Origin of the sequence: Natrinema zhouii, assembly GCF_013456555.2 — an archaeon.
Classification (GTDB): Archaea; Halobacteriota; Halobacteria; order Halobacteriales; family Natrialbaceae; genus Natrinema; species Natrinema zhouii.
Window position 1 is genome coordinate 1,685,779 of record NZ_CP059154.1, and the last position, 12,738, is coordinate 1,698,516.

13 protein-coding genes are annotated in these 12,738 nt (G+C 66.5%); 5 read left to right on the forward strand and 8 right to left on the reverse strand.

Going from position 1 to position 12,738, the window contains the following annotated elements:
* Positions 1-60: 60 nt before the first annotated feature.
* The 3 genes from HYG81_RS26995 to HYG81_RS27005 all read left to right on the forward strand — a co-directional run bounded on the left by HYG81_RS26995 (position 61) and on the right by HYG81_RS27005 (position 5,562).
* Positions 61-2,622, forward strand: a complete 2,562-nt coding sequence (locus HYG81_RS26995) for a heavy metal translocating P-type ATPase (RefSeq protein ID WP_180842737.1) — start codon at positions 61-63, stop codon at positions 2,620-2,622.
* 148 nt (positions 2,623-2,770) lie between these two features.
* Complete coding sequence (locus HYG81_RS27000; RefSeq protein ID WP_180842738.1) at positions 2,771-4,009, forward strand: MFS transporter; 1,239 nt, start codon at positions 2,771-2,773, stop codon at positions 4,007-4,009.
* Between the two features lie 92 nt (positions 4,010-4,101).
* Positions 4,102-5,562 carry a lipase maturation factor family protein gene (locus HYG81_RS27005; protein WP_180842739.1) on the forward strand — a complete coding sequence of 487 codons (1,461 nt, stop codon included), beginning with the start codon at positions 4,102-4,104 and terminating at the stop codon, positions 5,560-5,562.
* 26 nt (positions 5,563-5,588) lie between these two features.
* Here the strand turns inward: HYG81_RS27005 and HYG81_RS27010 are convergent, their stop codons facing one another.
* The gene (locus tag HYG81_RS27010) at positions 5,589-5,975 is read right to left on the reverse strand and encodes a thiol-disulfide oxidoreductase DCC family protein (RefSeq protein WP_180842740.1); all 387 of its coding nucleotides are present in this window, start codon (positions 5,973-5,975) and stop codon (positions 5,589-5,591) included.
* Between the two features lie 110 nt (positions 5,976-6,085).
* Here HYG81_RS27010 and HYG81_RS27015 point away from each other — a divergent pair, with 110 nt between their 5' ends.
* Positions 6,086-6,280, forward strand: a complete 195-nt coding sequence (locus HYG81_RS27015) for a hypothetical protein (RefSeq protein WP_180842741.1) — start codon at positions 6,086-6,088, stop codon at positions 6,278-6,280.
* A 127-nt stretch (positions 6,281-6,407) separates the two neighbouring features.
* On the opposite strand, the gene HYG81_RS27020 is transcribed toward HYG81_RS27015, so the two are convergent.
* Positions 6,408-7,850, reverse strand: a complete 1,443-nt coding sequence (locus HYG81_RS27020; RefSeq protein ID WP_180842742.1) for an HNH endonuclease — start codon at positions 7,848-7,850, stop codon at positions 6,408-6,410.
* Positions 7,851-8,003: 153 nt separating this feature from the next.
* Here HYG81_RS27020 and HYG81_RS27025 point away from each other — a divergent pair, with 153 nt between their 5' ends.
* Complete coding sequence (locus HYG81_RS27025; protein WP_180842743.1) at positions 8,004-8,369, forward strand: 4a-hydroxytetrahydrobiopterin dehydratase; 366 nt, start codon at positions 8,004-8,006, stop codon at positions 8,367-8,369.
* Positions 8,370-8,505: 136 nt separating this feature from the next.
* Here HYG81_RS27025 and HYG81_RS27030 read toward each other — a convergent pair whose 3' ends face one another.
* From HYG81_RS27030 to HYG81_RS27055, 6 genes are all read right to left on the reverse strand, one after another.
* Positions 8,506-8,889, reverse strand: a complete 384-nt coding sequence (locus HYG81_RS27030; protein WP_180842744.1) for a hypothetical protein — start codon at positions 8,887-8,889, stop codon at positions 8,506-8,508.
* A 431-nt stretch (positions 8,890-9,320) separates the two neighbouring features.
* The gene (gene gnd, locus HYG81_RS27035; protein ID WP_180842745.1) at positions 9,321-10,220 is read right to left on the reverse strand and encodes a phosphogluconate dehydrogenase (NAD(+)-dependent, decarboxylating); all 900 of its coding nucleotides are present in this window, start codon (positions 10,218-10,220) and stop codon (positions 9,321-9,323) included.
* 209 nt (positions 10,221-10,429) lie between these two features.
* Entirely contained in the window at positions 10,430-10,864 is a 435-nt protein-coding gene (locus HYG81_RS27040) for a hypothetical protein (RefSeq protein ID WP_180842746.1), read from the reverse strand.
* A 95-nt stretch (positions 10,865-10,959) separates the two neighbouring features.
* Positions 10,960-11,424 carry a copper resistance protein CopD gene (locus HYG81_RS27045; protein WP_180842747.1) on the reverse strand — a complete coding sequence of 155 codons (465 nt, stop codon included), beginning with the start codon at positions 11,422-11,424 and terminating at the stop codon, positions 10,960-10,962.
* Positions 11,425-11,510: 86 nt separating this feature from the next.
* The gene (locus HYG81_RS27050; protein ID WP_180842748.1) at positions 11,511-12,065 is read right to left on the reverse strand and encodes a metal-dependent hydrolase; all 555 of its coding nucleotides are present in this window, start codon (positions 12,063-12,065) and stop codon (positions 11,511-11,513) included.
* A gap of 114 nt (positions 12,066-12,179) precedes the next feature.
* The gene (locus tag HYG81_RS27055) at positions 12,180-12,662 is read right to left on the reverse strand and encodes a deoxyuridine 5'-triphosphate nucleotidohydrolase (protein ID WP_180842749.1); all 483 of its coding nucleotides are present in this window, start codon (positions 12,660-12,662) and stop codon (positions 12,180-12,182) included.
* Positions 12,663-12,738: the final 76 nt, after the last annotated feature.

Here is a 12,738-nt window from a genome sequence, read left to right on the forward strand (position 1 = left end):
TGACGATGAGAGCCACCGGAATCGACCACAGTTATTGCCGTCGAACCCGCAGCCACTACCGTGAGCGATCGACGCGCGGGCGACGACCGGCGCGACCGCTGTCGGCTGTGCGGGTCGCCGCTCTCGGAGACGTCCAACGAGTCGGCGAGCGGGTTCTGTTCGGCCGGTTGTCGCGACGTCGCCGCCGAGTTCGGCACGAGCGGCGGCGACAGCGCGATTGACGGCGATAGTGCGATCGACGGCGGTGACGTGACTGACGACGGTGACGTGACCGACAGCGGTACGGACGACACCGATCGGGACGGCACCGTCCGCACGTTCTTCCGAGTCGACGGGATGCACTCGGCGACCTGCGAGGCGTTCCTCGAGGCCGTCGCCGAGGACCGAGCCGGCGTGACCGACGCCGAAGCGAGTTACGTCACGGAGACGGTCCGGGTCGACCACGATCCGGATCGGGTTTCGGCGGACGCGCTCGAGAACGCGCTGAGCACGGTCGGCTACACGGCGTACCTGCGCGAGGACGCGACCGCCGACGACGAGACCGGTGGAACGCGGCGCTCGCGGGAGATGTCCGGCCTCCGGAAGCGCCGCGCGGACGACATGCTCGAGATGCGGTACGTAGTCGGCGTCGTCTTCGGCTCCTTCCTCCTGTTACCGTTTCTGGCCGTCCTCTATCCGATGTTTCTGACCGACTTCACCGACTGGGGCGCGCTCTCGCAGTTCGACGACGCCTTCACGGGCTTCAGCGGCCCGATGTACATGCCCCTGTTTCTGGTGATGACGGGCGCGATCCTCTACCTGACCGGCGGGCCGCTCCTGCGGGGCGCGTACGTCAGCCTGAAACTCCGGCGGCCGACGACGGACCTGCTCGCGGCGCTGACGATCTGCAGCGCGTACGTCTACAGCGTCGCCGTCTCCGGACTCGGACGCAACGACCTCTACTTCGACCTGACGATCGTCGTCGCCTCGATCGTGATGGGCGCGACCTACTACGAGGCGACGGTCAAGCGCCGTGCGACGGACCGGCTGACCGACCTCACCGTCTCGCAGGTCGACACGGCCCGGCTGTACGCGTCGGACGGCTCTACGACGGAGATGCCAGTCGCGGACCTCGAGGCGAGCGATCGGGTGCTCGTCCGCGAGGGCGAGCGCATTCCGGTCGACGGGACGCTCGCCGAAGGCGAGTGCGCGGTCGACGAGGCCGTCGTGACCGGGGAGTCGCTCCCGGTGACGAAACGCGAGGGGGACGCGGTGGTCGGCGGCTCCGTGGTGACGACCGACGCGGCGGTCGTCGACGTCGGCGAGCGGACGACCAGCAGCATCGACCGGCTCACGCGGGTCGTCTGGAACGTCCAGAGCGCGGACCACGGCGTCACGCGCCGGGCCGACGAACTCGCCGCACCGCTTGTTCCGATCGTCCTCGTCGCCGCCGTCGTCGTCGGCGCGGGCTCGCTCGTGAGCGGTGCGAGCGAACTATCGGTCGCGCTGGCCGCCCTCATGACCCTCATGGTCGCGAGCCCGTGGGCGCTCGGCTTCGCGACGTCGTACTCCGTCGCGACGAGCCTCGAGGCGGCGCTCGAGCGCGGGATCGTCGTCTTCGACGAGACGATCTTCGAGCGCCTGCGCGCGATCGATGTCGTCGTCTTCGACAAGACCGGGACGCTGACGAGCGGCGAGATGTCCGTGCTCGAGGCCGACGCTCCCGACGACCTCCTGGCGGCCGCCGCGGCTCTCGAGCAGCGCGCGGCCCATCCGGCGGCGGCGGCGATCGCCGACGCGTTCGACGGAAGCGGTGGCAGCGACGGAGGCAGTGACCGCGACGACGACGGCAATACGAGCGGGCCGGCTCGCGCGGACGGCGGCGCGGCTGCGGCGGGTGACCGAGCGGTCAGTGATTTCCACACCCACGCGACCGGCGTCGAGGGTACCGTCGACGGTCGAACCGTGCTGGTCGGCCATCCCGACCTCTTCCGGGAGCGGGGCTGGACGCTCGGTGACGCGCTCGAGGCGAGACTCGAGCGGGCTCGGGCGGCGGGTCGGCTCCCGGTCGTCGTCGGCCGAGACGGGGCGGCTGAGGGGGTCGTGATCGTCGGCGACGAACCCCGCGAGGCGTGGGAGGAGACGATCGAGGCCCTGGACGCGGACGGGGTCGATATCGTGGTCCTGACCGGCGACGACGGGACGTCGGCCGACGTCTTCGACCGGCATTCGGGCGTCGATCACGTCTTCGCCGGCGTCTCGCCCGAGGGAAAGACGGCGGCCGTCAGGCGGATGAGAGGCGACGACCGAGTCGCGATGGTCGGCGACGGAACGAACGACGCGCCCGCACTCGCCGCGGCCGATCTGGGCATCTCGCTGGGGAGCGGCACCGCACTCGCCGCCGACGCGGCCGACGTCGCGATTGCCGACGACGACCTCGCCGCGGTCGAGGAGGCGTTCGCGCTGGCGCGGGCCGCACGCGACCGAATCAGGCAGAACCTCGGGCTCGCGTTCGTCTACAACGCGATCGCCATCCCGCCGGCCGTCCTCGGGATCGTGAACCCGCTGGTGACGACCGTCGCCGTCGTGGTCGGCACCCTCCTCATCGTCGGCAACGCGGAGCGATCGCTCGTCGACGACTGATCGTCACGCCTCTTCCACTGCGTTTCGGGTGCTCTCGAGGAGCCCTCGCGAGACGGCTCGGGAAGTAACAGGATTTCCCCGAGACGGCACCGGGCAGTCGTACCGCGAGGCCAAACTACTCGGGGCACCACGACCCATCCACGTGCAGATGGACGACCGGATGAGTCGACGTCGTGCGTACGGTGCTGTCGCGGTCGGGACGGGCGGCTACACCTGCCTGATGTTCGTCTGGTTCTCGCTGCCGGCGTCCCTTACGACGATCATCGACGATCTCGGGCTCTCGGGCACGCAAGCCGGTGTCGTCGCGGGTGCGGTCCCGTTGACCTACATCCCGATCGCGCTGGTTACGGGCCTGGTCATCGACCGCGTCGGACCGGGTCGGAGCCTTGCGGCGGGCGTCCTGATCTACGGCGTCGCCCAGGTCGGTCGCAGTTTCGCGGCCGGGTTTCCGTCGCTGCTCGCGGCGACGCTGCTGATCGGCGTCGGCGCGACGGCCATCACGTTCGGGCTGCCGAAACTCGTCTCCGTGCTGTTTCCACCCGACGAGACCGGCGTCCCGTCCTCGATCTACCTCGTCGGCGCGTCGACGGGAACGGCCGGCGCCTTCGCCGTCGGGCGGCCGATCCTACAGCCGCTGCTGGGTGGCTGGCGCGAACTGTTCTTCTGGAGCGGGATCGTCGCGATTGGCTACGGCGTCCTGTGGGTCGTCGTCGCTCGTCGGTTGGGGATCGACGCTCGAAACCGCGCGGCCAACGACGCCGACGCGGCGGACTCGTCGCTTTCGCTCGCCGCCGTTCGCCGGGATCTTGCGCTCGTGCTCACCCACCGCGAGCTACAGCTCGTGGTCGTTATCGGGACGATGTACCTGCTGATCGCCCACGGGATGCAGGGGTGGCTCCCGACACTGCTCGAGGCCCGGGGCTACTCACCGGATCGTGCCGGGCGGACGACGAGCCTGCTCGTCGCCGCCAACGTCGTCGGCGTGCTGACCGTCCCCGCGGCGGCCGACCGACTGGGCGCTCGCCGCACCGCGCTGATCGCGTGTGGCCTCGTCGCCACGCTCGGAATCTCGGGCGTGCTCTCGAGCGGCCTCGGACTCGTGCTTCTCGGAAGCGTCCTCGTCACCGGCTTCGGTTTCGGCGGCCTGTCGCCGCTCATTCGGGCCATTCCACCGGAACTCGAGGGGATCGGCGCGCGGCTGACCGGCACGGCGGTGGGATTCATCTTCGCCGTCGGCGAGATCGGTGGCTTCCTCGGCCCGGTACTGATCGGGACGCTGTACGACCTCACCGGCTCGTACGCACCGGGGCTGGGAATCCTCGCGACTGGCGGGCTCGTCGTGGCGGTCGCCGGCGGCGTGTTGCAGTTCCGATACGGTGACGCCTGACCGAACGCGGTGGCGTCGTGAAAGACGCGCTCGAGCCGACCGCGTGCTCAGACACGTCACTCCTTTGGCCGTCCGCGGAGTTACGGCCGACCATGTGGCAGGGCGACGGCTACTGGCTCGTCCGGTTCGTCTTCCAGCGGGGTCTCGCACTGTTGTATCTGCTCGCGTTTCTCGTCGCGGCGAACCAGTTTCGGCCGCTGGCGGGCGAGGACGGGCTGTTGCCGCTCGAGCGGTACGTCGAGGGCGTCTCGTTCTGGGACCGGCCGAGCCTCTTCTACTTCGTGCCGAGCGACCGGGCGATCGCCATTGCGTCCTGGATCGGCGTCGTGCTCTCGGCGCTGGCGCTCGTGGGAGTGCCGTACTGGCTCCCCGTGGGATTCGCGACGCCGGTTTCGATGGTCCTGTGGGCCGCGCTGTGGGCGCTCTATCTCTCCTTCGTGAACGCGGGCCAGACCTTCTACGGCTACGGCTGGGAGTCGATGCTCTGCGAGACCGGGTTTCTCGCGATCTTTCTGGGGGCGGGATCGGTCGCACCGCCGTTCGTCGTGATCTTGCTCCTGCAGTGGGTGCTGTTTCGCAACATGTTCGGTGCCGGGCTGATCAAGCTCCGCGGCGACGACTGCTGGCGCGATCTGACCGCCATGGACTACCACTACGAGACCCAGCCGATTCCGAACCCCGTGAGCTGGTTCGCCCATCGCCTCCCGGATCGGTTTCACCGCGTTGAGACGTTCGGGAACCACGTCCTCGAGCTTCTGATACCGTTTTGCTACTTCGCGCCACAACCGCTCTCGGCGCTGGCCGGGCTGGCGACGATCGGCTTTCAGGGGTGGCTCATGGTCACCGGCAACTTCGCCTGGCTGAACGCGCTCACGATCGTGCTGGCGATCCCGACGTTCAGCGACGGCGTGCTCGAAGCCGCGCTCCCGATTTCCGCGCCCGCGACCGCGCCGACGCCGCTCTACCTCGAGGTCCTCGCGATCATCCTGGCCGTGATCGTGATCGTCCTGAGCGTCCAACCGGTGCGAAACATGCTGTCCGAGAGCCAGCTCATGAACACGTCGTTCGATCCGCTCAACCTCGTCAACACCTACGGCGCGTTCGGCTCGATAACGCGGGACCGCTACGAGGTCGTCGTCGAAGGGACCGCCGACGAGGAGCTCACGCCGGAGACGGAGTGGCGGTCCTACCGATTCAAGGGCAAGCCGACCGATCCGGAGCGCCGGCCGCCACAGGTCGCACCCTACCACCTCCGGCTCGACTGGCAGCTGTGGTTCGCCGCCATGTCGCCGACCCCGCGCCGGAGCCCGTGGTTCCCGCGATTCCTCGCGAAGCTGCTCGAGGCCGATGCGGAGACGCTTGCGCTGCTCGCCGAGGACCCGTTCGACGGGGAGCCGCCGGCCCACGTCCGCGCGGTCCGATACCGCTATCGGTACACCACGCCCGAGGAGCGTGCCGAGAGCGGTCGGTGGTGGGCTCGCGAGCGCGTCGGGACGTACGTCCAGCCGATCTCGCTCGAGGAGGGACGGGGACGCCGGCGGCGATTGCGGTGATCGGCGGGCAGTATTCGGGACGCAGTTCAGCCGTCGCCGGACTCCCGACGCGCCGGCGGCGTCTTCGAGAGGTATCGCCCCCAGCGGTCGCGGTTGTTCGCGACCCACCGATAGCCGCGCTCACGCAAGCGCTCGTAGTCCTCGAACTGCCGGAGGAACTCGACGATGTTGTCGACGGGGCCGCCGACATCGGTGCGGGTGAGCGCCTCCTCGATCGACGCGCCACAGGAGTACACCGCGTCGTCGGTCACCAGATGCGAGCAGTCCTCGTAGTCGTCGGGGAGTCGCGCGCGCAACTCGTCGGTGAGGTCGCCGAAGCCGACGATGCGGAGGTCCGTCCGCTCGTCGAAGTAGTCGGCCCACCACGTACAGAAGCCGCAGTCGTCGTCGTAGACTAACGTCGCCTCGGTCATATTCGGACGAACGGGCTCGAGATACAAACGCTTGGCTCGAGTGCGAGCGCCGGATGGTCGGTAGCAGACGAGCACCGGGATACTTGGATCGGGACGGCGAAGCGGCCCCTATGGAGCGGTTCGTTCGGCTGATCGTCGCCGGCGGCGTCGTCCTCGTCGGCGCGTGCTGGCTCGTCGCGTTCGCCGACTACGGATCGGTTCCGTGGGCGAGCGGGGTCGTCCTCGCCCTGCTCGGAACGGCAGCCGTCTTCGCTGGAATTCTGGGTGAACTCGAGCCGGGTGCGTTCGCCGTCGAGGAGGAGTGACCCGGTTCGGTCGACCCGTCCGACTATCTGCACGCGCTCCACCCGTCGTTCACCGTCTATTGACGTCCGAACGCAGCCGTGCTCGATTCCGGGACTATCTCGAGCGGCCGGTACTCGTCGAACCCGATTACGGCGATTCGAACCCGTGTCGGTCCCGATGTGCCGCGAGGAACGTCGCATGCGGACGCAGGTCCTCGTCCGCGGGTAGCGTGAGCGACTCGTTCTCGAGGTGTGAGAACTCCTCGTAGCCCTCGAGATCGGGGCGATCGGCGACCAGGATTCGATAGTCGTCGGCCACCGCGAGCCAGCCGGTGTCGAACGCCCAGTGATGGAGCCGACAGAGGGCGAGGCCGTTCCGAACGTTGTCGCGGCCGTTCGCCCGCTTCGGGTAGATGTGGGCGGCCTCGATATCGATCGTACCGGCCGGTGATTCGCGCGAGTTTCCACAGATCGCACACCGGCCGTCGTAGGCGGACGTGACCGTCTTCGGGAACGCGCTCGAGCGGACCCGCCGCTGGACCTCGGTGAATTCCGCTTCGTCGTCGGTGAGCGCCGGTTCGTCGGTCTCGTCGTCCGAGATGTCGTCGGACACTGATTCCGAAAGCGCCTCGAACTCGGCCGGCTCGATCTCGAGTCGGTCCATCGTGAACCGGTAGACCATCCGCTCGTCCAGCGAGACGCGCTCGGCGCCGACGACGTCGACCAGCCCCTCGTATCTGAGTTCGTCGCTGTCCGCTGGCTGGTAGAAGAAGTACACCGGGACCGTCGACCGGTCGGCCTGCTCGAGGAGCGCGCTGTTGGCTCCGGTCAACCGCTGGTCTCCCTTCTCCGGAACGCCCTCGCCGATGTAGGTGAACCGCTCGCCGTCGATCTCGTCGCCGTAGGGCCCGCCCTCGCGGGCTTTCAGGATGATGTACGACAGCGCACCCTCGTCGTCCGTTCGCGGGCTGATCCCCTTGATATACGAGCCGAAACTGGTGTCGAACGCGTCCTCGAGTTCGGTTTGTGCGTAGAATTCGCCCCGCTCGAGCTGCGGGTGCTCGGACGACCGCCGTCGCGCCAGTTTCCGGCCGCTCTCAGTCAGCGAGTTTTCCGGCGCAGTTCGCTCGACGTAGCCGAGGCTCTGCAGCCACCCCCTGTGTTGGGCGGGGCCGGACGCGTCGTTCCAATCGAACTCGGAGTGCTCAGCTTTGATCGCATCTCCCAACTCGTCGTCCGTCTTCGGCCCATCGAGGAGAGCCTCGAGCACCGTGTCGAATCCGTACACGGCGCTCGAGAGCAGTTCGTAGAGGATTTCGGGATTCGTTTCCGACAGCCACTCGATCCCCCGCTGCGTGAGTCGAACCCGATCCGGCTCGAGTTCGAGCAGCCCGATCGACTCGAGAAAGGCGAGTCGGTCGCGGATTCCCTCGTCGCTCGTCGCCCGCGTATTCGCTTTGACCCACTCGAAAGCCCCCGCTTCGGTCGGGTTTTCAGTGAGGACGTACGTGCACAACTGCTCGAGGACGTCAGTGTAGTTCCCCGCACCGCCGAAGAACCGAACCGCGATATTGCGTTTTCCCCCTCCCATCGATGATAGTCAGTACTGCTGACGTTGTGCGGACGCGGGTATAAAACGAGTGGCAAGAGCGCGGCCGGCTCGAGACGACGCGGGCTTCCGTCCGAATCCTCACGTCGTTTTCCTATCCGAATCTTCACGTCGTTCCCGGTCGTAGTATCGTCCATGTCCGAACCAGCGCTCGCCGACCAGGAGTGCGAGGCCTGTACGAGCGAGGACGAGCCCCTCGAGTCCGACGAGTACGCCGACTACCTCGCGGAGATTCGCGACGACGTCTGGGACGTCGTCGACGACCACCACCTCGAGGGAACGTACGCGTTCGAGGACTTCCGGGACGCCCTCGAGTTCACGTACGAGGTAGGCGAGTTGGCGGAGGAAGAGTGGCACCATCCGGATATCCAGCTCGAGTGGGGCGAGGTGACGATCGAGATGTGGACGCACAAGATCGACGGCCTCCACAAGACCGATTTCGTGATGGCCGCGCGGATGGACCGCATCTACGCGGAGTACGAACCCGACGAGGACGCGTAGCGCTGGCGATTGGGGTGGTATCGTCCGGTAACGAGCGCTCACTCGAGTCGAGTTCATCGACGTGAACTCTCCAACCTGTACGCAGACACACCACTGTTTCATGTGAAGACGAGGCTACTATCAGTCGCTCGAGACCCTACGCTGAGCGAACGATTTCGGCCCGAAGCTGCGTCTCTCCCCGCGGAACCGCTCGAATTTCGTACGCGCCGGGGTCCTCGATCGCGACGGTGAACGACGCGTCGGTCTCGACGGTTTCGCGATGGATCGATTCGACGGTGTCGTCGGCGGTGACGACGCGGACGGTGGCGTTTCCCGCCCGTGCGGTGACCTCGAACCTGAGCACGTCCTTCGGTTCGGCATCGACGCTGTAGTTCGACGGAATGGCGATCGTTTCGTCGACGACCGTTTCCGGTTTCCCATCGGTACCGCCGGCACCGGCGTCTGTCTCGTTGCTCGAGCATCCGGCGAGCGTCGCTGTAAATGCGACACCGCTTCCACGGAGTACCATCCGCCTGTTCATGTAAATTAAATCGGACAGGTAGTTGATAAGAGTGTCCACTGAGAGGCGATAGGCTCGAGTTCGACGGCAACTGGGTCCGATTCGACAATCCGATCGACGAGGCGACCGACGGATGTTTCTCGGGTACGGATTGGGGCTGCGAGAGAAGTGGTATGCTGGCAAAGGCACGGCGCGGTGACTTTCAATGTCGCGTCTTGCCTCGCCATCGCGAGCAGGAGCGTAGCACGCGAAATTAAGTGACTTTCAATGTCGCGTCTTGCCCTGCTGTACTTCTGTATACCGGGGTACTGAACATAGTTCTGTTCCCAAATTACATTGGGTCTGACTGAACGAGGGGCTCGATCGGCGTGTTGAGTATCCGTCGAGAGTGGTTCTCTTGCGTGGACTGGTACTCCGAAATCGAAGAGACGCGTTCCGGTATCAGCGCACGGTCACTCCCGTCGCGGAACTTCGTGACGGCCGAAGCCGTACCGGAGTCGGTTCGCGAGTCGCCGCGAGAACCGGCCGTCGTCGGCCCGCGAGCCGAACCGTTCGGAAAGCGCCGTGTAGATGAGCGGGAGGGGAACCTCCTGCTCGAGGCTCTCCTGGACGGTCCAGGTCCCCGTCGATCCGCCCTCGATCCGGTCGGCCACGGTTCCCAGATCGGATCCCTCCTCGCGGAAGGCCTCTTCGCAGAGTTCGAGGAGCCAGGATCGAATTACCGCGCCGTTGTTCCAGACCGATGCGACGTTCTCGAGGTCGAGATCGTATCGGCCCTCGTGGAGCAACTCGAACCCCTCGCCGTAGGTCTGCATCAGCGCGTACTCGACGCCGTTGTGGACCATCTTGACGTAGTGACCCGAGCCCGCGGCTCCCATCCGCTCGTGGCCGTCGGGACCGGTCGCGACGGCGTCGAAGACCGGCTCAAGTTCGTCGTAGGCCCACTGGGGGCCGCCGACCATCAGCGAGAAGCCGAGTTCCGCGCCCGCGGGGCCGCCGGACGTGCCGCAGTCGAGATACGCCGCGGGACAGGACTCGGCGCGGCGGACGGAGTCCTCGAAGGAGGAGTTGCCGCCGTCGACGACGATATCGTCGCCGTCCAGGTGAGGTGTGAGTTCCTCGAGAGTGACGTCGACCGCCTCGCCGGCGGGGACCATCAACCAGATGCGCTTGTCGTCGGCGAGTTGGTCGACGAAGTCGTCGATCGAGTCGGCGGGGTCGGCACCGGCCTCGGCCGCCGCGGCGACTGCGTCCTCGTCCAGGTCGAAGGCGACGACCTCGTGACCCGCCGCGATGGTGCGCTCGACGACGATCTGTCCCATCCGTCCGAGTCCGATCAGGCCCAGTTGCATGGATAGGGGTCGGCCGGCCGGTGTGGTAGTGGTTGCGGTTCGATGGCGGTCGGGTAGTGATTGCAGTTCGTTGCCGTAGCGATTCCCCATCTGAAAAAGTCGAGAGGGTGACCGGTTTCAGGTACTCTCAGTCCACTGGATGGTGCTGGCAGGATATCGGTATAACTACCGACAAGAGCTGCGGAACAGCACCGCACCGCCGGGTGCGTCTACCGGATCGGATCCTCGAGGTGGGCCCATCCGATCGCATCGAGAACGACGATCCGATCGTTGTATCGAACGTAGACACCGTTGTACGAACCGGTGTCTGCGTTGTGGTAGGGCAGCGACTGACGGATGCGATCGACGACCGACCACGCACCGTCGCTCTCGAGCGTAATGTGTTCCCACTCGTCGCGCGCGCCGTTGCGAACCGCTCGGTCCAGCGCTTGCTGCGCGCCGGGGATCTCGCCGAGACGTCGTGCAGACGCATCAACGATCCTCGCATCGTCCGGAACGTCAGCCGGCCCGATGAGACGGGCTCCAAGATCTGCTTTCGACCGCGACGTGCCGGACGCTGTTCGTTCGGAACGGAGGACGTAGCTGGCCACAGCAGCCGTTCCCACAGCGAGGAGCGGAATAGCCATGTCTTTACCCCTGATCATTAGCGAGTACCTTACAGTAACTGACTAAGTATCTTTCGCAAGAACATTCATTTCTGAGATGTTTGCCACCGAAAAACGTCCGTCAGCGCCGCTGGCTAGAGAAGCCGTCCGACGTTCGCCGAAAGCAGGCCGGCGACGACGAGGAGTCCGATGGCCACGACGGCAGCCGCACGGAACACCGGCAGCGCCTCGCGGGCCGGCTCGCGGATCTTCTTTCCGGTGAGCCCGGCCTCGAAGCGCTTCGCCCCGATTTCGACGAGCGCGGTCAGGAGCAACCAGAGCGCGACCATTGCGAGCACCAGCCGCCCGTTAGTCGATCCAAAGAGACTGTCGGCCGTGTAGACCCTCCCTGCCAGGTGACTCCCCGAGAGAAAAAGCACGAGCGAGCTCACCCGCGAGACGGTCGTGAGCTTCCCCGAAATGACCTCGAGCGGATGGGTCGTGTTGAACGCGCCGTCACGTGCCAGCGGGAGGATTACGGCGGCGACGAAGCAGACGCTGCCGGTCCAGAGGGCAGCGAAGACCAGATGCGTCGTTCTGGCGGCGAGCACGTCGACCATACGGGCCGCTCGGCAAGCGGGCGTATCAGCGTTCCGACTTCGGATCGAAAGAGAGTCGCTGGACCTGAACGATCGCCGATGACTGGTTACTCGAGCCAGTCGGGCGTCCACGCGACCAGCCGCCGTCGGCAGAGCGCGTAGACGAGCGAGACGGTCACACCGCCGACGATGACGGCGGTGAACCGACCGTCGAAGACGAGCAGCGCCGGGATCGCGAGCGCAATCGCGAGGGCGGCGTCCTCGGGCGCACCGTCGTAGCGGATCCACCGGCGCGGACGGATCCACCGCCCGCGGACGTGATCGTAGACCGCGCGCTCGCTGCGGTCGTTCCACGGATCCATCTCGGGGCCGCCGCCGATCGAATCGCTGGCGGCGTGGAGCCAGGCCGCGACGGCGAACGCGGCCAGAGCGAGCGTGAGACTCGAGGGGGCGACCGTGGCGAGGACGACCGCGGGGACGGCGACCGCGAGCCCGGCAACGGGAAAGTGCAGCGTCCGCCGGTGCGCGAGGACGAGATCGAAATCGGGGGCGAGCCCGCCGAGGATCGAGCCGATCGCAAGCGTAGCGGCGAACTCCGGGACGAGATATGCGATCGGGGCGACGACCGCGAGTCCGGCAAACACGTGGGTGGTCGCCATCATCGGGGGTTACTCGAGCGTACGCACGGGAGTGGGAAAAACAATACGCGAATCGGCATCCGACGCGTTAATACGCGAACCGGTACCCGGCGAGCGTGATGACTGCTTCGGCGATCGTTACTCGAGGTTTTCGCCCTGGTAACTCCCCTCGTAAACGTCCTCGTGACCCGCTTCGGCGAAGACCAACTGGGCGATCCGGGCCCCGCGCTCGAGTTCGATGTCGTGGTGGACCTGCAACAGCCCCTCACCGCGACCCTCGTAGCCGGCGTCCCAGACCGCCGTATTGAGCATACAGGAGTTGCGCATGAGCGACGACCGCGGATAGACGAAGCCGACGTGACCCTCGGGAATCGCGATCCGTTCACCGTAGCGGACGACGTAGGTCCCCGTCGGCAGGTAGTAGGTGTCGGGAGCCTTCTCCTCGAGTTCCTCGAGCGGGCGGGCGACGCGGTCGCCGATCTGTTTCCCGTCCCGCCCGATGCGGCCCGGTTCCAACTGCTCGAAGACGACGTCGGCGGTGAGATCGACGCCGTTGGGCTGGATCTGCGCGTCGGTCGTCGGCGAGACGTGGTCGGCGACGAATGCACCGGAACGGAACATAGCTGTCATTCTCACGCCGCGGCGACGAGAAAAACGTATCCGTTCGACCCGGCTCACTAGTTCGGTAGCATTCGAC